At 44.6% G+C, this 19,912-nt stretch carries 15 protein-coding genes; 2 read left to right on the top strand and 13 right to left on the bottom strand.

The features are described from left to right. Positions 1-489: 489 nt before the first annotated feature. On the bottom strand, positions 490-1,881 hold the full coding sequence (locus tag BLS23_RS20850) for an amidase (RefSeq protein WP_089654935.1): 1,392 nt from the start codon (positions 1,879-1,881) through the stop codon (positions 490-492). A 14-nt stretch (positions 1,882-1,895) separates the two neighbouring features. Then, a complete protein-coding gene (locus BLS23_RS20845; protein WP_089654934.1) occupies positions 1,896-3,173 on the bottom strand; it encodes a sensor domain-containing diguanylate cyclase in 1,278 nt (425 codons plus the stop codon). Between the two features lie 272 nt (positions 3,174-3,445). Between BLS23_RS20845 and BLS23_RS20840 the strand changes: the two genes are divergently transcribed. After that, positions 3,446-4,054, top strand: coding sequence for a hypothetical protein (locus BLS23_RS20840; protein WP_089654933.1), 609 nt, complete (start codon positions 3,446-3,448; stop codon positions 4,052-4,054). A 234-nt stretch (positions 4,055-4,288) separates the two neighbouring features. Here the strand turns inward: BLS23_RS20840 and BLS23_RS20835 are convergent, their stop codons facing one another. From BLS23_RS20835 to BLS23_RS20820, 3 genes are all read right to left on the bottom strand, one after another. After that, a complete protein-coding gene (locus tag BLS23_RS20835; RefSeq protein WP_089654932.1) occupies positions 4,289-4,993 on the bottom strand; it encodes a CAP domain-containing protein in 705 nt (234 codons plus the stop codon). 80 nt (positions 4,994-5,073) lie between these two features. Next, on the bottom strand, positions 5,074-6,219 hold the full coding sequence (locus BLS23_RS20830) for a DEAD/DEAH box helicase (protein ID WP_089654931.1): 1,146 nt from the start codon (positions 6,217-6,219) through the stop codon (positions 5,074-5,076). Between the two features lie 731 nt (positions 6,220-6,950). After that, complete coding sequence (locus BLS23_RS20820) at positions 6,951-7,382, bottom strand: SRPBCC family protein (protein WP_244157294.1); 432 nt, start codon at positions 7,380-7,382, stop codon at positions 6,951-6,953. Between the two features lie 140 nt (positions 7,383-7,522). On the opposite strand from BLS23_RS20820, the gene BLS23_RS20815 reads away from it, so the two are divergent. Beyond that, positions 7,523-8,938, top strand: coding sequence for a Na+/H+ antiporter NhaC family protein (locus BLS23_RS20815; RefSeq protein ID WP_089654928.1), 1,416 nt, complete (start codon positions 7,523-7,525; stop codon positions 8,936-8,938). Positions 8,939-9,360: 422 nt separating this feature from the next. Here the strand turns inward: BLS23_RS20815 and BLS23_RS20810 are convergent, their stop codons facing one another. From BLS23_RS20810 to argC, 8 genes are all read right to left on the bottom strand, one after another. Continuing rightward, a complete protein-coding gene (locus BLS23_RS20810) occupies positions 9,361-9,846 on the bottom strand; it encodes a GyrI-like domain-containing protein (protein ID WP_089654927.1) in 486 nt (161 codons plus the stop codon). A gap of 186 nt (positions 9,847-10,032) precedes the next feature. Continuing rightward, positions 10,033-10,989: an ornithine carbamoyltransferase gene (gene argF / locus BLS23_RS20805; RefSeq protein ID WP_181898689.1), complete on the bottom strand. Its 957-nt coding sequence runs from the start codon at positions 10,987-10,989 to the stop codon at positions 10,033-10,035. Continuing rightward, positions 10,989-13,991, bottom strand: a complete 3,003-nt coding sequence (locus BLS23_RS20800) for a carbamoyl phosphate synthase large subunit (protein WP_089654926.1) — start codon at positions 13,989-13,991, stop codon at positions 10,989-10,991. The genes argF and BLS23_RS20800 overlap by 1 nt, the downstream gene beginning before the upstream one ends. Then, on the bottom strand, positions 13,981-15,045 hold the full coding sequence (locus BLS23_RS20795) for a carbamoyl phosphate synthase small subunit (RefSeq protein WP_089654925.1): 1,065 nt from the start codon (positions 15,043-15,045) through the stop codon (positions 13,981-13,983). Before BLS23_RS20795 ends, BLS23_RS20800 begins: the two co-directional genes overlap by 11 nt. A gap of 111 nt (positions 15,046-15,156) precedes the next feature. Further along, a complete protein-coding gene (locus tag BLS23_RS20790) occupies positions 15,157-16,317 on the bottom strand; it encodes an acetylornithine transaminase (RefSeq protein WP_089654924.1) in 1,161 nt (386 codons plus the stop codon). Further along, positions 16,314-17,123, bottom strand: a complete 810-nt coding sequence (gene argB, locus BLS23_RS20785; protein WP_089654923.1) for an acetylglutamate kinase — start codon at positions 17,121-17,123, stop codon at positions 16,314-16,316. The genes BLS23_RS20790 and argB overlap by 4 nt, the downstream gene beginning before the upstream one ends. Then, positions 17,086-18,312: a bifunctional ornithine acetyltransferase/N-acetylglutamate synthase gene (gene argJ / locus BLS23_RS20780; RefSeq protein ID WP_089654922.1), complete on the bottom strand. Its 1,227-nt coding sequence runs from the start codon at positions 18,310-18,312 to the stop codon at positions 17,086-17,088. Before argJ ends, argB begins: the two co-directional genes overlap by 38 nt. Positions 18,313-18,332: 20 nt before the next feature. Next, entirely contained in the window at positions 18,333-19,370 is a 1,038-nt protein-coding gene (argC, locus tag BLS23_RS20775; RefSeq protein ID WP_089654921.1) for an N-acetyl-gamma-glutamyl-phosphate reductase, read from the bottom strand. Positions 19,371-19,912: the final 542 nt, after the last annotated feature.

The raw sequence follows: 19,912 nt of genomic DNA, 5'->3' as shown, positions 1-19,912 counted from the left end.
AAGCTGGTCACATTCCGAGCATTAGGGCACAGACCCACCCGAGGAGCTTTTCCGGCATCCACACATGGTCAGGTCGAACGAAGGAATTTGCGCGCACAGACGCCGAGAGATATGGGAGGGTCCACCACCATGTTTAATGTGGAGATCCAAGGTGCGATTATAAAACCCATTTACTGGAACTTAACCTCTCCAGTCTGTTTAAGCGCCTATACGTATTCCATATTCATTAAAAAATGGGATATATTTGAATGAATGACCTATGTTTCAATATTCAAAGAAGAAGAATACCAGAGAAAAACCAAGGATTTTTGAGAACGGATCCATTTACTGAGGGAGGCTCACCGCGCTCCCGCGGAAAGCGAGTCATTCCCCGAAGCCCCATCCACTCAAAAAACACCTCGAAACTGAGTCTTCAACAATCCTGCCATATTGTTCAATAAGGGACATAGATAAAGAACCAGAAATCCCATTGAAGGGATTTCTGGTTCTTTAGATGATTTCGTTATACTTGTGCCGCCAGGGGCGTGCTTCTTCAAGCTGGGAGGCTAGCTTCAACAGTGTTCGTTCATCACCAAACCTCCCGGTAAAGTGGGAACCGATTGGGACATTTTCTTCATTCCAGTAAAGAGGAACACTCATCGCCGGCTGTCCAGTTACGTTCGCTACTGGGGAAAGATGGGCATATTCGGCAGACACAGCCAATATTTCATCGATCGTTTTTTCTTCTCCATTATAACAACCTAAAGGTAAAGCAGACTTGGAATTGACGGGGTGTAAAAGCACATCATACTGATCAAAGAACGAGTGGAATTTAACACTTTCTGTCGCTAGAAACATACGTGCTTGCTCGTATTCCATCGCCGTGTAACCTTCAGCTTTTCCAATCAACGTTGAAAGCATCTTCTCTAAATTTTGATCATTAGGCTTTATGCCATTCATTCTTGCCGCACCTTTGACAGCTAAAGCACCACCGACGACCCATACAGTAACGAACGCATCCATAAAGCGATGGAGTTCAAAGTCGGGATAAGCGACTTCTACTTCATGCCCGAGCGACTCACAAAGCTCTGCCGTATGACGAATGGCGCGTTGCACATCTGGCTGTATAGGCATCAAATCTCCGAAATCTGCCATATAAGCAATTTTCAATGACCCAAGATCCTCATGAGCGATTTCGGCGTATGGATCGCCTTTGGCTGGAGTTGCAAAGAGGTCGCCTTTTTGCGGGCCTTCCAGTAGATCAAGGAGCGCGGCACTGTCTCTTACCGATTTTGTTACCCCATGACTGACGGCAAGGCTGTTCAGATGCATGGAAAAAGGCGTCCTCCCCCTCGTCGGTTTTAAGCCGAACAAACCGCAGTTGGAAGCAGGGATACGAATGGATCCTCCTCCGTCACTGGCGTGTGCAAAAGGGACCATACCGGATGCAACAGCTGCGGCTGCTCCTCCGCTTGAACCTCCAGGTGAATATTTCCTGTTCCACGGATTTTTCGTGAAACCTAGATGGACAGATTCCGTAGCAGGCGTGAAGCCGAACTCAGGTGTATTACTTTTTCCAATAAAGGTAAGTCCACCCCTTCTGAAGCGTTTGACGATTTCATCATCCCCTTTCGCCTCAAAGCCTTCCATCACCTTAGAACCATAGGACAACGGATGTCCTTGTACAGCATTCAAATCTTTGATAAGAAATGGAAGACCCCGAAAATACCCGTCTGTATTGAAAGGTTCTTCTATGTAGTGGACAACAGCATTCAATTCAGGATTCTTCCGTTCCATAACTGTTTTATAGTGATGAATGACTTCTGATATGTTCAATTCTCTGTTTTCTAGTTTCGCTTTTAATGCGATGGCATCAAACTGATGAAGCTCTTGGATTTCCAAGGCTGATTCTCCTTTCATGAACCATAAGTATAAACCGACACACAGCTTCTTCCATTTTCTTTCGCCTTGTATAACGCTCGGTCGGCTTTTGTGAGAAGTTCTCCCTGATCCACCCCATGTTCAGGATAAATGGACACCCCTATCGACACACTGATTTCAATTTCACACCCTTGCAGGTGGATCGGTCGGAGCACACGATCCAGCATTCGATCCGCAACTTGACGCGGGTGCTTAGTATCAGCTAAGTCTGATAAAAGAATAACAAATTCATCGCCACCTAGACGAGAGAGCGTGTCCGTTTTTCTTAACCCTTGACTGAGACGTTTAGTAAAGATGACAAGTAATTCATCACCGATTTGATGTCCATAACGGTCATTAATTTGTTTGAAATTATCCAAATCAAAGAATAATAGGGCAAAAATCGAGTCTTGGTGTTTCACCCGTTTCAGCTCATCTTCCAACTTTTCAAAAAAGTACCGCCTGTTCGGAATGTTCGTCAACTGGTCATGATAAGCCATCTCTTCTAATTGATGCTGCTGTTTCCTTCGTTCCGAAATGTTCCGGCAAATCGTCTGGACCGCTTTAATTTGATGGTATTCCACAAGACCTCCATGCAATTCAACATCAATGATCGATCCATCCATTCTTAGAAGCTGGCGTTCGATCGGACCTTTCACATATCCCCCTGACAATAACGTGCTTAGACGTTTTCGTATATCTTCATATGGTTCATTGTAGAGGAACTTCTTTATATCCTGACCAAGTAATTCTACAGCTTTTTCCGCCCCCAGCAAGTCCATCCCTGCTTGGTTCACATAAATGATGCGATCTTCTTCATCATGCAGAAAAATCGAGTCCGGGGAAGTTTCAACTACCGATTCATAACGGCTTTCACTTTCTACACGTTGACGTTCTTTCTCTTCTATAAGCTTCATCGTTTGGGCAGACCCCATTTTTATGTACAGGAGATAAGACTCCCCAATTTCTGCAGATTGTATAGCATAAGAGATTTGAAACGGATTAGGATAACGGTCAGAGCTCTCAACTAAAGTTTCGCGACAATTATCCGCCCTTTCCATCGTCTCCTCGATATGGACCCGTTTCGCCTCACAATAAATGTCATTTAATGCACACCCTTGAAGGTCTCCATACACCCCCTGCATCGTCGCATTGATGTAGGTAAAGATCTTGTTCCCTTTTACATTTTGAATGATGGCTACCGCGTCACTTAAATGGTGAAACAAGTTTTTAAATATTGATGGTTGGTTAATTAAGGAATGGATGGCATTCATATATAAGCACTTCTTTCCTGTTAATAATAAGGTGAAAAGAACTAGAAAATAATGTTTTAACTTAAAAATTATAACACTAGTTCATCATCCCCTTCCATTTATATACAGACTTTTTACATTTTTCTTAATTATCCCCCCTACTCTCATCGTTCCACATAGCAAACGTGCTGCGTTTGATTTTACTTACTCTAATGGAAATCTTTTTCTACATAGGTTTATTTGAAAATGGGGAGGGTAAATAAACCGAAAGCTTTCAGGAGATGAGTCCTAAAATGAAGGTCTATAAAAATTCCGTTCTTACATTCCTTCTCTATTCCTTATTCATTCTCGCTGTTCTTGCGATCCATCACCTTTTATCCCCCACCCCTTTTCAATATGTCAGGAGTATCATCTGCTTTGGACTAGCTCCTGCTTTCATTCTTTATGCAAATCACAAACAACTTTGGTTCCGTTCCAGTCTCCGTTGGGTTATAAAATTAAGCCGTCGCCCGGTTTTAAGCTCAATTCTCTTCGTAATGAGCGCACTCGCAAGCTTCGATTTAGCTTTTCATCTTCCTCTAAGTGAGTTTGTTCACCTGTTCCTTTTAGGTTTCGGAGCGTTTATTTACTGGACACCTCTTTTGTTGCAGTGCTCTTTCATACAGCTCCAAAACTACATGAGACGTTTTCTTTATTTAATACTGACATCCTTATCCTTTGTGCTCTATCATGAAGCTTCTTTCTTCTTCAGTGAAGGAACTGATGCTGAGGCCTTTTTGTACACGGGTGTGATGATCATGATCATCCAGTTGTTTTCCTTGATCCTGGAGTGGGCCGAGGACGAGAAAGAAAATGATCCTGTAAATGTCAAAGGATACTTCAAATCCATCTCTAAAAATTGACCATCCTAAGCTCCCTTTCTTTAAATACAGCTTTGAGATGTTTAGGGTGTTTCCGTTACGCATGTTAGCGGTTGGGGGTCAGGGGAATAACTCTTTTCGTGGAAGTGCGGTGAGCGTATGAGTGGTTTCCCTCCCCTCTGCTCTCAGTTCATATAAAACCACGCCTTCAAAAACCCTGCAATATAAGGATGAAAAAGCCGGATTCCTGTGTTTGGAATCCGGCTTTTCCGTTGGTTATCGAGGGGTCATGAATAGTTGTGTCCAGTATCTTTTATATGGTCCTGCTCCTTCGATGTATCCTACACCAATATGGGTGAAGTCTTCGTGAAGAATGTTGGCTCTATGCCCATCACTGTTCATCCAACCTTCTACGACTTCTTCGGGTGTCCGTTGACCGGCAGCGATGTTTTCACCTGCTGCCTGGTAACGGAAATCGAATTCGTCCATCATATCAAATGGTGATCCGTAGGTTGGTGAAGTATGACTGAAATAACGTTTATCCGCCATATCCTGTGACTTTACGTTGGCTAATGCACTCAAACGATTATGCGTTTGTAAAGGCTCAAGTCCCCGCTCTTCCCGTTCTTTATTGACCAGAGCAACAACTTCTTGTTCGAACTCTTTCAATTCATAACCAGAGAGTGAATTCTCTGACACCCGTTCACTCTGGCGATCTGAGGTCACTTGCTCTTCTGGAGGTGCATCAGGGTATTTCCATTCCACATCTTCAAGAAGCTTAAAAAACGATTGGACATCTACTGCAAAATTCTGAAACTCATTTTTTATATTTGTATTCTCTACTAAGCCCTGCACATGTTGCGATACCCTCTCATAGGAAGCCCGCGGGCCTTCTTTCCAAAAGTCCTGGGCAGAAACTGGTGTCGCAATGACGATGATGACAAACAAGGCCACAAGAAAGAGAAAGAACTTTTTAATCATATCGATTCTCTCCTCACTTCAGGCTAGAAGTACTCTCTTCCAGTATTCCATGGCATCGCTTCAAAGGCAAACGGCAATATTTAACGATGGGAGGCTTTTAATTTCCCTTTATAAATCTCTGCTTTATGGAGGGAAAGCTCCAGATCACGTGCAAACTTCTTCAAACGTTTCTCTTCTACAGGGTTCACTAGGGAAACAACCGTTCCTTCCTGAGATCCAATTCGTCCGGTCCGACCCGCACGGTGAATATAGGATGTCATATCTTTAGGAACATCAAGGTTGATGATATGGTTGATTTCAATAATATCCAGGCCTCTGGCAGCCACATCAGTTGCAAGTAGTAATGGATATTCCCCTTTTCGGAATTCCTTAATCGCTTTTGCCCGCTGCTCTTTTTTCGCATCACTGTGCAACAAGCCGATATCCAGGTGTTTGTACGTCAGTTTCTCGGCCATGACATTCAACTTGGCAATATCCTGCATGAAGGCAAGACCTTTGAATCCTTCCATCCGCGCCAATTTTCTTAATGTCTCGATTTTATCTCTGTCTTCACAAACAATATAGGTATGAGTCACGTCGGGTTTCTTCAGTTCTTCTGTAACCCGAATCACTTCCGCCTCTTCATCCATGAATGTTTGAGCTATTTCAATGACCTCATCAGGCAATGTGGCTGAAAACAACAACGTTTGCGTATCACGCATCGTGCTTTTCAACACATCTTCAACCGTATGGATGTGTTCTGGAACAAGTAATTGATCTGCTTCGTCCATAATGACCGCTTTGATTTCATGTGCCTTCAATTTTTTCTTCTGTAGCAATTCATACACACGACCTGGGGTACCAACAACGATGTGCGGCTTTTTCTTCAGCTTGTCCATCTGTCGCTTAATATTCGCTCCACCAATCATCGTCATGCTACTGATGCCGCTTCCTTTCGTCCAAGTCTGTACCTCCTGATGAATCTGCATGACTAATTCATGGGAAGAAGCCATGATCAACACTTGTGTATGCTTCTGTTCGGGATCCACTTTTTCAATCAACGGTAGTAAATAAGCCAAAGTTTTCCCACTGCCTGTAGGGGCTTCCGCCACCACATCTGTGCCTTGTAAAATGAAAGGTATGGCCTGTTCTTGAACTTTCGTCAAGCTCTCATATCCTGAAACCTGCCATGCCTCTTTCGTAGATGGGGATAATTCCTCAAACCACGATTGGTTGATATCTGTCATCTATTATCTTTCCTTTCCATATATCTTTAGAATTCCTAATATACCCTTCTATTACCCACCCCACCCTTCACCTTAAGCTCCCTATTCTTGAAAACTCAGTTTCGAGACTTTTGTAGAGTGGGTGGGGCTGCGGGGAATAGCTCGCTTTCCGCGGGAGCGCGGTGAGCCTCCTCGGACTGCGTCCTGTGGGGTCTCACCATGCACTTTTTTCCCGCAGGAGTCTCGCCATTCCCCTTCGCCCCTTTGCCATATAAGTATCTCGAAACCACTTCCAGAATAAGCTGCTTTCATGCACATGGTAATTGGAGGGGAATCAACTACCAAAGCAGCTATTCTGCATACGGAAAGCTTGTTATAGAGCGCTTTATGCATATATCAAAAAGATAGTGGAGATAACCCCCCTTGGTAAAGGGGTTCGTTTTCCACATGCATCGAATGGGGTGGTTGGGAAGCTGCGAGACTCCCGCGGGAATGGATTGGCTGGCAAGACCCCGCAGTGCGAAGCACGAGGAGGCTTGCCGTCATCCCCGCAGGAAAGCGAGTTGCTTCGCAGCCACCCCTGACGCTCAACCAGGCAACGAACCCCGGAAACATCTCGAAACTGAGTCTTCCACAATCCTGCCATTTAATTGAATAGGGAGTTTTGTATATAAAAAATAGACCTCTTTCCATATTGGATAATGGAGAGGCCTTTCATACATGATCCATAGCTTATTCTTATTATACCACCATTAAGAAGAAGATTCGATAAACTTCTTTAAATGCTGAAGGTGATCCTGATCTTCTTTTTTGATGATTTTCCTGATGAGCGGTTTCATCAATTTGTTTCGTAAACCTTCCGTGTAAAGCTCCCCTTGGAAGTCTATTCTTGTTCCCTCTGAAGTCTGCACGAATTCATAATGATAGCGCAAATCCAATCCATGCTGATGACTGCGGACAGAGTATTTTCGATTGGGGTCAAAGTCGGTGACCTCAATGATTGAGCGTGCTTTTCTGCCTCTGATTTCGCGAGTTTCCTGGAACCTGTACCCTTCTTTGACAGGCCCCTCACTCAATAGTTGTACATCAATGACTGTATCCATAATTTCAGGGCTGTTGTTGAAATCCGTCGCCATCTCAAAAACTTCTTCTACAGGTTTTTCGATGATGATGGACTGTTCCATAAAAGCCACAAGCATCCTCCTCTGTTAAAAGCTCTACCCCCTATATTCGCTTTACACGCTCCGACTCCTTTTTTACATGACAAGAATATCCTGGCAAAACACACACAAGCTAATGGAAGCACTCAAGAAAAGCGAGGTATATGTATATGGGTTGGATCTCCGTCGTTCCTTTCATCGTGGTCATTATTGCAGCTATATGGACCAAACAAGTCATTCCAAGTTTACTATTCGCTGTTGTCGTGGCCGGTTACATTATCGACCCGCACTGGCTGGGCGGGATGATGACAGCCTTAGGTTTCATCATTGAAGGATTAAGGGATGAAGCCAACTTAAAGATCATCCTTTTTCTATATGCTTTCTCCGCTTTAATCGGACTTGTAAAAATGTCAGGAGGGATCAAAGGATTCGTCAAAGAAGCAACAGAGCGGATCGACCATAAAAAAGGAGCGTTCATCCTAACCTGGTTGTCTTCTTTAGGAACTTTCAGTGCCCCGAGTTTTCGGATCGTTACCATTGGACCTGTGATGAAGGCATTGAGAAGGAACATCCCGATGACAAAACAGGAGCTTGGTTTCGTCATCGAAACGACAGCCTCTCCCCTCGTCGTCTTGATTCCAATTGCTACCGCGTTTGTTGGATATATGACATCGGTCATTGAACTATCCTTGGAACAAGCAGGCACGGAAGGAGACGCTTATTCCTTATATATCAGCAGTATTCCGTTCAACTTTTTCGCCTTTTCTATGCTGGCAGTCGGTTTTTATATGAGTTTTTTTCATAAAAATAAAAAGCCTGCAACCGATGCCGAGAACATGGACCAAGAAAAAAGAGAAGATGATGATCAATGGGAAGACTGTCATCCAGCCGTTACGAAAAATCTACCCGCACAGCCTTGGCATCTGATCGCTCCTTTGATCAGCGTCATCCTCCTTACATTCTTTCTTATGTATATGGTCGGAATCAGAGATGGAAAGTCCGGATTTGATGCCTTGATTAATGCAAATGTACTTGATGCGATGGTACTCGCTGTCGTTCTTACCCTCATCGGGTTTGTTGTTTACTTGAAATTTCGAAACGAGAAACTTAGAAAAATGATGAACACCCTCGTCGATGGAGGAAACGAAATGATGAGCGTCATCGTTCTCCTTGCCATGGTATGGGGGTTGAGCAGTGGATCCGAAGCGCTAAAATTCGCGGATACCATCTCTAAGTCTTTTGACTGGATCCCCGCAGGATTTGTAGCCGTCATCCTATTTGTTGTCGGCTGCGGCCTCTCTTATTTCATCGGATCTTCCTGGGGCACATGGGGGATTCTTATGCCTGTCGGGATATCGATCGCCACCGTAGCCGGAAGTTCACTGCCGATTGTCATCGGGGCCGTCTTTGCCAGCGGAACTTTCGGGGCCTTCGCATCTCCTTTGAGTGATGATACGAATACTACGGCTGGAATCTTGAATTTGAATCCGATTAAATACGCCAAATTCAAGCTGAAACCGGCCCTCATTGCAGCCGGCTTCGCTTCTGCGATTTACTTCGGTTTGTCGTTCTTTTTATAGCGGATACGGAAGTGTACGAAAAGCGGATTCCTGTGAAGATTTCCTCATGAACTGGATGGAAATCGCCTCAGATAAAAATACGGCCCTTTCCTTTCCTCCTGAATAAGGCCTGTGATACCTTGTTATTGGAGGAGGTTCAAGAAAGACTTTCATGCATATCTTTGGTCCACCTTATTATTCAGTTCATTAATAGGGTGGACCCTCTACCATTTAGTAGGGACAGGCTCCTTTTTCTTACCTGTAATCGCTCTTTTGATTTTTATATCTATTCAGTTAAATCGTTTAGAAAGTAAAAGGAACAAGAATGAACGTGCGTTTTAACAAACCGTTTTTTCATTTGTCACCGCTCTGTATTCTATAGTTTCCGAGACCAAAAAGAAAAGCAAGGAAGTTTTAACGTGCTTCCTTGCTTTTTTGTTCGGTTATTTAATTGGAAGGAATAAGCGGTAACTCGTTTCAGCACCTGTATAAGGTTTGTATTCCTCAAAGCCGAATCCTTCTACCTGTTGATACCCTTCATCCTTTATCCACTTATGCAAATAAGCGTAAGGATTGAAATCATGAATAGAAGGATCATATTCAAGCATGGCATACGTATGAGCAGGGATCGTCTTTGTAATCATGTTTGGCGGAATCTTCTCGAAGCTATCGACCTCTACAGCAGCAATCCAATAAAAAGCATCGGTCATCTCATTCCAATTTGGCGGGTCGACGAACATTCCGATGGAACGCGGCGCGTTGACCCTGTTTCTTACTTTCGGCAAATTTGTCGTATGAAACTGCTCCATCAATCGCGGAATTTTAATTTCCCGTTCATCCATCATAGTTTGACAAGAGACACCGACGACCTTGATATTGGACCTACGAACAACCTGGGGTTCCACAGCGGTTGTCAATTGCTTACTCATTGCATGGCCACTCCTTTTGGTTTTGAATATTCTCCCTAACTACTTCCACATCGATCCTAGATTTCCTTGTAAAAGTTGTGTGTTCGATGAAATTCGTAGCCTTTCGACCTTCTTTTTACATGATTTTGTTTATGAGGTCTATTCCTATATCCTATTGTTTGTTCGGTCTGAATTATGCTCATAAATTCACTTCCATCCGACGACCGCTTGTAAGATGGCTTTTTGGACGTGCATACGATTTTCGGCCTGCTGAAAGACTGCCGAATGGTTGCCGTCAATGACACTCGCTGTCACTTCTTCCCCTCGATGGGCCGGAAGGCAATGCAAAAAGGAGACATTTGATTTAGCTTGCTTTAGTAAAGATTCATTTACTTGGTAGCCTTCAAAATCTAACAGGCGTTTTTCACTCTCTTCTTCCTGCCCCATACTCGTCCAAACATCTGTGTAAATGACGTCCGCATGCTTCACGGCTTTTTCTGGATTCTCTTCCAGTACGACGGATCCACCATATCGTTTCGCCAGCGCTTGCGATTTTTCGGTAATCAGAGGGTCAGGCTGATATCCGTCCGGAGCTGAGACGACCATTTCCATGCCCATCATAGCTGCCAAAATCATCAGCGAATGAGCGACATTGTTTCCGTCACCGATGTAAACGACCTTCACTCCACACAAACGCCCTTTCAATTCTAAAATGGTAAAAATATCAGCGAGTGCCTGACAGGGGTGGTAGATATCGCATAAGCCGTTAATGACAGGTACAGAGGCATGTTCAGCAAGCTCCTTCAATTTTCCATGCGATGTCGTTCTGAACATGATGGCGTCAACGTATCCCGAGAGCACGCGAGCCGTATCGGCAATGGTTTCACCGCGGCCGACCTGGATGTCTCTCGTATTTAAATAAAGAGCATGGCCGCCCATTTGAACCATCCCCACTTCAAAAGAAACGCGTGTTCTTGTTGAAGATTTTTCAAAAATCATCGCCAGGTTCTTCCCTTTTAATGATTGAGAATAAGGGTTTTCTTTTAAGTGTTGAGCCTGCGCTAACAATTGGGAAACCTCTGATTGATTATAATCAAGCCAAGTCAAAACGTTCTTTCCATGCATTGAACCATCTGTTGAATACATTTGTTCCATCAAATTCATTACGATCGCACTCCTTCACGTTTATTACCCGGCAGAGGGGCAGGGTCGAAATTTTCACAAGCTAATGATTGAATATAGGCATCGAACGTTGCTTTCTCACTGAAAACGGTCATTCCATTCTTCACAGCCTGTATTCTGCGTTCACTCGCCTCGGAACTTGATTCATCATTGACATAAATAGAAGCGTCCTCAAGCTTGAGCCATTCGTCAAAATCCTTAGATGAAAAAGTTGAATCCCCTTCTACAAAGCAAGAATCTTTTACATCATGCACATTAGGTAAATGGGAGAACACTTTTCGCAAGGCTTCATCTATGGTCTTTCCAAGGCACATCCCCTCACCCGTCGATTTCATATTCGGACCAAGCTTATGATCAACCTCCGTCAAGGCATAGGATGAAAAGACCGGATACTTCACGGCTGTTTGATCAAAAACAGGTGTGGGAAGGGACATCAAATCCACTTCACCAGATGCCAATACCCGAACAGCTAAATCCACAAGGGGAACGTCTGCCACCTTACTCACAATTGGTACCGTCCGACTCGCTCTCGGGTTCACTTCCAGCACATACACTTTTTCTCCGCTCAGTAAAAACTGGATGTTCATCATTCCTTTGTAACTAAAGTACCGGACGATTTTTTGGGAGTAGGCTTCAATAGTCTTCTTGACTTCCTCATCAAGCTTCGATGGGAAGAGCGCCATACTGTCTCCGGAATGAACACCTCCCGGCTCGATATGCTCAATGATCTCAGGAAGATAGAGGTTTTCACCGTCCGCCACGAGGTCCACCTCTACTTCTTTTCCTTGCATAAAGGTGTCCAGAACAATCGGATAGTGACGATCATCCGCTTCCTGAAGCGACTGTCTCAACTCGTCCATATCTTTGACAATGACCATCCCCTGGCCTCCGATGACATAGGACGGGCGGCAAAGAATCGGAAACGAGTAATGCTCTGCTGCTTTTAGAGCTTCATTTTTTGTATGACAGGTGGTACCTGAAACATAAGGGATATCTAAATCATTTAATGCCGCATAGAATTTATCTCTGTCCTCCAGCGCATCTAAAACGTCTGTACTTACTCCTGCAAGGGGGATCCCCTCCGTCTCTAGTTCTGCTGCCAAATTAATGGCGGTCTGCCCTCCGAATGAAGTGAATACAAGGTCAATACCTTCATGATCAACGATGGATGTTATGATTTCTTTTTGAATCGGTTCGAAGTAGAGGCGATCCGCGGTTTCATAATCGGTACTAACGGTTTCTGGGTTGTTGTTCACCATAATCGTCGTCCACCCTTGCTTTTGCAGACTTTGGATAGCTTTCACCGCACTATAATCAAATTCAACTCCCTGCCCGATTCGAATCGGTCCGGATCCGAGAATCAAAGCTTTTTTCTTTCCTGAGAGTGGTGTAATTTCATTCACACCCGCAAATGTGCTATAGACATAGTTCGTTGCCGCTTCAAATTCCGCTGCACACGTATCAACGAGCTTGAAATGGCGGTGAATCCCGAATTCCTCTCTCCTTTTTTGCACTTCTTTTTCAGATATCCCGGCAAGATGAGCAATCTCCTGATCTGAAAAACCACAGATTTTCACTTGTCTCAAAAGCGCTTCACCCAAAGTCTCCTGTTGCAGACACTTTTCTAAATCAACAAGATTTTTCAGTACATGTAAAAAGAAGCGATCAATTTTAGTATTTTCATGGATTGTCTCCAGACTTTCACCTTTTCTTAGAAGGTGGAGAATAGCGAAGTAGCGCAAGTCTGTAGGTTCCTCCAGATGATCCCAGGCGTTATGAATGTCGGGTACTTTCGTATCCAGGGATTGGACGGCTTTTTGAAAAGCCCCTTCCAACGTCCGGTCGATGGCCATGACTTCACCTGTCGCCCGCATCTTCGTTCCGAGCTTACGATCCGCTTCTGAAAACTTATCGAACGGCCAGCGGGGGAATTTAACGACGACATAATCAAGCGCTGGTTCAAAGCTTGCGTACGTATAGCCCGTAAGCGGATTTTCAAGCTGGTCAAGCGTATAACCAAGAGCCACTTTTGTCGCCATTTTTGCAATCGGATAACCCGTGGCTTTCGAAGCCAGGGCTGACGAACGACTGACGCGCGGATTAATCTCGATGACATAGTATTGACGACTCTCTGTATCAAGCGCGAACTGAACATTACACCCTCCAATGACATCGAGTTCAGAAACAATCTTGAACGCCGCGGATCGAAGCATTTGATAATCGTTATCCGACAATGTCTGGGAGGGAGCAACAACGATGGAGTCTCCGGTATGAACACCCACAGGATCAAAGTTTTCCATATTACAAACAGAAATACATGTTCCATTGTGATCCCGCATGATTTCATATTCAATTTCCTTAAACCCTGCAATACTCTTTTCGACGATGACCTGGTGAATCGGACTCGCTTTCAGCCCCGTCGCGATCAACTCTTCCAGTTCCTCCGGTCTGTGAACGATTCCACCACCACGTCCACCAAGCGTATAAGCAGGTCGACTGATGATCGGGTAACCGACTTCTTCAGCAAAGGCTTTCGCTTGCTCAACCGTCGTAATCACTTCACTTTCGGGGACTGGCTGGGATAATTCATGCATCAACCCGCGGAACAATTCTCTGTCCTCCCCTTTTTGAATGGAATGGACACTGGTCCCTAATAACTCGAGATCATAATCCTGCAAAACGCCTTCTCTTTCCAGTTCAACGGCTAGATTGAGAGCGGTCTGTCCCCCGAGCCCGGCAAGGAGCGCATCGGGTTTTTCTAAATCAATGATTTTCGTTAAGCTTTCAACCGTCAATGGTTCACAATAAACCACATCAGCCACGTCATGGTCTGTCATGATGGTTGCCGGATTGTTGTTGACGAGGACAACCTCACACCCCTCTTCTTTCAGAGCGAGACATCCTTGTGTTCCTGAGTAATCAAATTCTGCCGCCTGACCAATCATGATCGGACCTGATCCAATGACTAATACTTTACGAGACATGTGTCTTCACCCCTTTGTTCTTCACAAGTGTAAGAAAGTTATCAAACAACCATTCCGCATCTTTCGGCCCGGGATGGGCTTCCGGGTGGAATTGTGCGGACATGATTAGTTTCGAGTCATGCATCAATCCTTCGATGGAACCGTCATTGACGTTATAAAACCTTGTTACGAGCGGCGTCCCATTCAGACTGTCTTCTTTGACCACATAGTTATGATTCTGCGAGGATAGGAACACTTTTCCTGAAACCACATCTTTGACTGGATGGTTGGCACCGCGGTGACCGAATGTTAACTTCGTCGTATCTCCTCCAAAAGCAAGAGCAATGACCTGATGCCCCATACAGATTCCGAAAGTCGGAAACTTCTCCAGTGCCTTTTTCAAAAGTGGTAAAACGTCCACGGTATCTTTCGGGTCTCCTGGTCCATTCGATAGAACAATAGCGTCCGGTTGAAGCGTATCCAGCATCTCGACTTTAGAGAAAGGAAGTACCGAAACCCGGACACCTCTTTCAAGAAGGGCATTCAAAATCGATTTCTTCCACCCGAAGTCGATGAGTGCTACATGCATGCCCGCTTCTCCATAAGTTTCAATTTTTTCACCACTCACCTGCTGTATTTGATGGCCCTTTGTCGGCTGGAATAGATAATCTGTCCCTCGAGAAAGAGCGGCTTGCTGTGTTCCTTCTGCACGGATGGCCTTGGTGACTTCTCTTGTATCTACCTCAGTCATGTATGGAATGTTTTGTTCGTTCAAGTACGTTCCTAAGGACTTTCTCGCCTGAAAATGCGAAGGAACATCCGTACATTGGTACATGACCACACCACTCACTTGGATTTCTTCACTTTCCCCATCCTCATCGTTGATGCCGTAATTCCCTATCAATGGATACGTAAATACGACAATCTGCCCTTTATAAGAAGGATCGGTGAGAACTTCCTGGTATCCCGTCATGCCGGTAAAGAAGACGACCTCGCCCTGGACGTTTCGGTCAAAATGCCGCGAAGCCTTCCCTTCAAATGTTGTTCCGTCTTGTAAACATAAGTATCCTTTCATTCCATCACCCCACAAAATGAATATTTATTATATATTGCGTATTTTTATACATATAACTTCCGGGAAAGACGGTGCTGAACACGACTGTGAACATCACCGTCTATACATTCTTTATGCTTTTTGCAAACTGTCTTCATGCTGTTGGATCGCTTCGGTAATTAAAGCGACAGCTTGGTCCATTTCCCCATATTCTACAGTCAATGGAGGGAGCAGCCTCAAAACATTCGGGCCGGCGACTACAGCCAAGAGTCCTTTTTCCCTTAATGAGTGAACAATTTGAATTGCTTCACCGGATATGGAAATCCCAAGCATCAACCCTTTTCCACGTATTTCTTTCACACTGTTAAAGCGCGCCAATGAATCTTCAAGCTTATCTTTGAATACCGTCCCTTTTTCCGTAACAGCTTCCAGGAAATCAGAAACGAAGATTTTCTCAAGCGTAGCTTTTACTGCCGTTGAAGCTAATGGGTTCCCACCAAACGTAGATCCGTGAGATCCAGCTGTGAAGGAATCTTTCAATTCGGCTTTCCCTAACATAGCCCCGACAGGAAACCCACTTCCCAATCCTTTGGCAGCTGTCACGATGTCAGGGTCCAGTCCATGGTGTTGATAGGCAAAAGCTTTTCCTGTACGGCCGATTCCGGTTTGGACTTCATCAATGATCAAAAGGGCGCCTAATTCCCGGCATTTATCTTCGACCGTTTTCAGAAACTCTTTTGTTCCCGGTACGACTCCACCCTCTCCCTGGATGACTTCGACCATAATCGCAGCCACATGGCCGTCATGCACTTCCTCTATTTTTTGTACATCATTATAAGGGAAGTATTCGAAAGTCGGAAGCAGAGAACCGAATCCTTCATGAATCTTTTCCTGCCCTGTTGCACTCATCGTAGCAAATGTCCGTCCGTGAAAAGATTGCTTGAATGTAATGATTTTCTCTCTTCCTGTATGTTTACGGGCAAGCTTGATTGCCGCCTCATTCGCCTCTGCCCCGCTGTTACAGAAAAAAGCATAGTCTAGTTCAGACGCATCACAAAGCAAATTCGCTGCCTCTTCCTGAACAGGGATTTGGTATAGGTTTGATACATGCCACACTTGATTCAACTGTTCTTCCAGCGCTTCCTGCACTTCTGGAGGTCGATGACCGAGATTACATACAGCAATCCCTGATACAAAGTCTAAATAATCCTTCCCTTGATCATCGGTCACCGTTGTTCCCTTTCCAGATACAATCGTTAAAGGAAAGCGATTATACGTAGGAAATAAACTCACTCTACCATCTCCTTCCTTTTTGCTCTAATGGATGTGCCATTCAACGAATCGCCTTCCATCAAAGCTTGTTCTCCACTTACGATTCTTACTTCTTGTAAATGGTCGGATAATGCTTCCGTTGCAGAACGGACCTTAGGAATCATTCCGCCATAGATGACCTTTTGCTCGATCATGCCATTAATTTCCTCGGGTGTCGTGCAGTCGAGAATTTCGTCTTCAACGAGAATGCCCGGAACATCTGTCACATATAAAAGCTTTTCAGCTCCTACAGCTGTTGCTATAGCCCCGGCTGCTACATCTGCGTTAATATTCACCGTTTGATGATCTTCGGTTTTCCCAAATGGTGCGACGACAGGAAGAAAACTTTCAGCAAGAAGATTCTTCAGTATAGTTGGATTTACTTCTTTCACCTTACCTACAAGACCTAGGTTTTCTTTATCCAAGTAATCGGCTTGCAGCAACGATGCTTCAGATCCTTTGACCCCGACGGCGTTGACTCCCTTTTTCATCAGATGACCTGTAATCCTGCCATTCACAGAACCCCCAAGAACCATTTCTACCACTTCGAGCGTCTCTGGAGTCGTTTTTCGTAATCCGTCATAAAATTCACCTTCGATGTTCAGCTGATCCAGCAATCTTGTGATCGCAGGACCTCCACCATGAACAATGATCACTTGATAATGTTCCTGCAGGTCCAGAAAGCTGTTATAAAAGTCTTCGGTGAGTTGATCGAGCATACTTCCACCGAGTTTTATGACAATAAGAGGTTTAGGTTCTGTAACTTGCATTGATTTTGACGTAGTCATAAGTCAAGTCACACCCCCACGCCGTGCCTTCCCCATCTCCTTCATAAAGATGGATGGTTATTTTCACTTCTTCATTGTCCAAATCTTCGGTTGCCTGTTCTTCAGAAAATGGACATGGCGTTCCGTTACTGAATACCAGTTGATCTTCAATGTAAATATCACACTGAGTCGGATCTACTTCAGCCTCACTATGGCCGATGGCGCCGACAATCCTTCCCCAGTTGGCATCCAACCCATAAACAGCTGTCTTAACCAGGCTCGAACCAACCACTTTTTTACCGATGATTCGCGCTTCTTCATTTGTGCGGGCCCCGGTGACCTCCACTTCAATCAGTTTTGTGGCACCTTCCCCATCTTTGGCTATTTGTTTGGCAAGATCTTCACAAACAAGCTGAAGGGCGGTTTGAAAAGCTCCCCAGTCCGGGTGGTCTTCTGTTAATGAATCATGATCTATTTCTCCATTCGCAAGCGTCAGGACCATATCATTGGTCGAAGTCTCTCCATCAACCGTAATCTGATTGAAGGATTTATCGATAGAAGGACTTAACGCGCGTTTTAAATCACTAGGTCCAATGGTTGCATCAGTCGTGATAAAACCAAGCATTGTCGCCATATTCGGGTGAATCATCCCCGATCCTTTAGCTGCTCCACCGATGGTGACGGTTTTCCCTTCTATCTGTACCTGGTAGCACGCATGCTTTTGACAAGTATCTGTCGTAAGAATCGCTTGTTGAAAATCTTTATACCCTGTTTCTGACGGCTCAACATTCTCACAGCCGTGGGTGATCTTTTCCATTGGAAGCTGCTGTCCGATCACACCCGTAGAGGCTACAGCTACGTATTCATCCGGAATCTCAAACCTTTTTGCAATCATACGACGCATCTCGTAAGCATTGGCAAGGCCTTCTTCTCCTGTGCACGCATTAGCGACTGCACTATTGATCACGACACTTTGAATTTTCCCCTTTTCTGCAATGCTTTCCTGCGTCACCTGAAGAGGCGGGGCCTGGAAATGGCTTTGAGTGTAAACAGCCGCTGCAGAAGCTGGTCGATCACTCATAAGAAGAGCGAAGTCCTTTTTTCTGTATCTTAATCCGCTATGAATTCCACCTGCCTTGTACCCTTTCGGCGTAAGAATGGATCCATCCGCTACTTTTTCGATTGTTTGGGTGTTCTTCGCTTGTATCAAACCATCTCTCCCTCTCTTCATTAAGGATAAACAGGCAGTGGTGCAAGCCCTGTTCTCTCATCATATTGGAATACAAGATTCATATTTTGGACCGCCTGACTGGCTGCCCCTTTCATTAAGTTATCAATGACACTTACGATGGTGACCCGCTTCGTCCGGGCATCAATGGTAAGACCGATATCACAGAAATTAGACCCGTACACATCTTTCGTGCATGGAAACCCGCCCGATTCCCGGACCCTGACGAATGGTTGCGGCTCATAGTAGCTCTTAAACTTCTGCCGTAAATCCTCTTCACTCATCCCTTCTTTTAACTGAAGATAGATGGTCGCCATGATTCCTCTTGTCATCGGAACGAGGTGTGTGGAAAAGGTGACAGGTTCTAGTTGGTCGTCCCAAATGGTTAATTGTTGTTCAATTTCCGGGATGTGCTGATGTTGATTCACTTTATAAATTTGAAAGTTTTCCTGGGCATGAGCAAAATGGGTGATTGGATTTGGATTTTTCCCAGCCCCTGACACCCCTGACTTCGCGTCAATTACGATCGAGTCAGGCTTCACCAATCCTTCTTTGACTACTGGTCCCAAACCAAGTAATGTCGCTGTCGGATAACACCCTGGATTGGCAATAAGGTCTGCCTTCTCTATTTGCTCTTGATTCCACTCCGGGAGCCCATAGACGGCATTCCCCAGTGTCCCATCAGGGGCTGCTTCTTTTTTGTACCACTGCTCATAAGTAGCGGGCTCTTTTATTCTTAAATCACCAGAAAGGTCAATGACTTTTGCATGACTGCCCTGGAGTTGAGGTGTCAATTGACTTGAAACCCCAGACGGAGTCGCAAGGAAAATGACGTCCAGATCTTCCTTCATCTTCTCCGGCTCTAAATCATGTAACACATAAGATTCTCCCCCTCGAAATTGAGGGTAAATGTTTTCAAATTTCTCCCCAGCCTGGGAGGATGAAAATAAGGTTATCGCTTTAACTTGTGGATGATTTGTTAATAAGCGGAGCAATTCAATTCCGCCGTATCCGGTCGCACCTACAATCCCTGCTTTCACTCTAAATCCACCTCTATGTATATTTATTATTTCATCTGTATATTTACAATATTATTAACCCTTAGGAAGCAGATGTCAATAGATTCCCATCACAATTTGTTAGTTTTACAGATTCTTAATGGAAACACTGCATAATCTCAACAATTCCTATCGAAATCGGATTTTGAAAAGAAAAAAAGATCACCACTTATACACATGTGGATAAGTGTCGCTCCCTTCTCACAATCTCTCCTTTTATTCACATATGCACAATTTTATACACATTATCAACAGTACCCCCCTTATTTCACTAAAGCTCCCTATTCTTGAAGACTCAGTTTCGAGACTTTTGGTGAATGGAAGGGGGCTGCGGGGAATAGCTCGCTTTCCGCGGGAGCGCGGTGAGCACATTCCCCGCAGCCTTAAGGGCAGTCTTACCTAGTTGAAATAATGAATGACAATTCTCGGCCATGGATACGGGGTCAGGGAAACGACGATTTGCAGTGTTTTGGATCAGTCAGTAGAAAAACACACACGTTCGTGTCTCCATTCGCTTTTCATGC

It is taken from the genome of Halobacillus aidingensis, assembly GCF_900104185.1.
GTDB lineage: Bacteria > Bacillota > Bacilli > Bacillales > Halobacillaceae > Halobacillus > Halobacillus aidingensis.
Note: the sequence above shows the minus strand (reverse complement) of the source record. Positions and strands in the feature narration are given on the sequence as shown.

What these genes read in the sequence shown, in the direction of transcription:
- BLS23_RS20820 (WP_244157294.1), bottom strand. Translation starts at nt 7,382, where the DNA reads ATGGAACAGTCCATCATCATCGAAAAACCTGTAGAAGAAGTTTTTGAG.
- BLS23_RS20800 (WP_089654926.1), bottom strand. Translation starts at nt 13,991, where the DNA reads ATGTCTCGTAAAGTATTAGTCATTGGATCAGGTCCGATCATGATTGGT.
- BLS23_RS20845 (WP_089654934.1), bottom strand. Translation starts at nt 3,173, where the DNA reads ATGAATGCCATCCATTCCTTAATTAACCAACCATCAATATTTAAAAAC.
- argF (WP_181898689.1), bottom strand. Translation starts at nt 10,989, where the DNA reads ATGAATTTGATGGAACAAATGTATTCAACAGATGGTTCAATGCATGGA.
- BLS23_RS20810 (WP_089654927.1), bottom strand. Translation starts at nt 9,846, where the DNA reads ATGAGTAAGCAATTGACAACCGCTGTGGAACCCCAGGTTGTTCGTAGG.
- BLS23_RS20795 (WP_089654925.1), bottom strand. Translation starts at nt 15,045, where the DNA reads ATGAAAGGATACTTATGTTTACAAGACGGAACAACATTTGAAGGGAAG.
- BLS23_RS20815 (WP_089654928.1), top strand. Translation starts at nt 7,523, where the DNA reads ATGTATATGGGTTGGATCTCCGTCGTTCCTTTCATCGTGGTCATTATT.
- argB (WP_089654923.1), bottom strand. Translation starts at nt 17,123, where the DNA reads ATGACTACGTCAAAATCAATGCAAGTTACAGAACCTAAACCTCTTATT.
- BLS23_RS20830 (WP_089654931.1), bottom strand. Translation starts at nt 6,219, where the DNA reads ATGACAGATATCAACCAATCGTGGTTTGAGGAATTATCCCCATCTACG.
- BLS23_RS20840 (WP_089654933.1), top strand. Translation starts at nt 3,446, where the DNA reads ATGAAGGTCTATAAAAATTCCGTTCTTACATTCCTTCTCTATTCCTTA.
- BLS23_RS20835 (WP_089654932.1), bottom strand. Translation starts at nt 4,993, where the DNA reads ATGATTAAAAAGTTCTTTCTCTTTCTTGTGGCCTTGTTTGTCATCATC.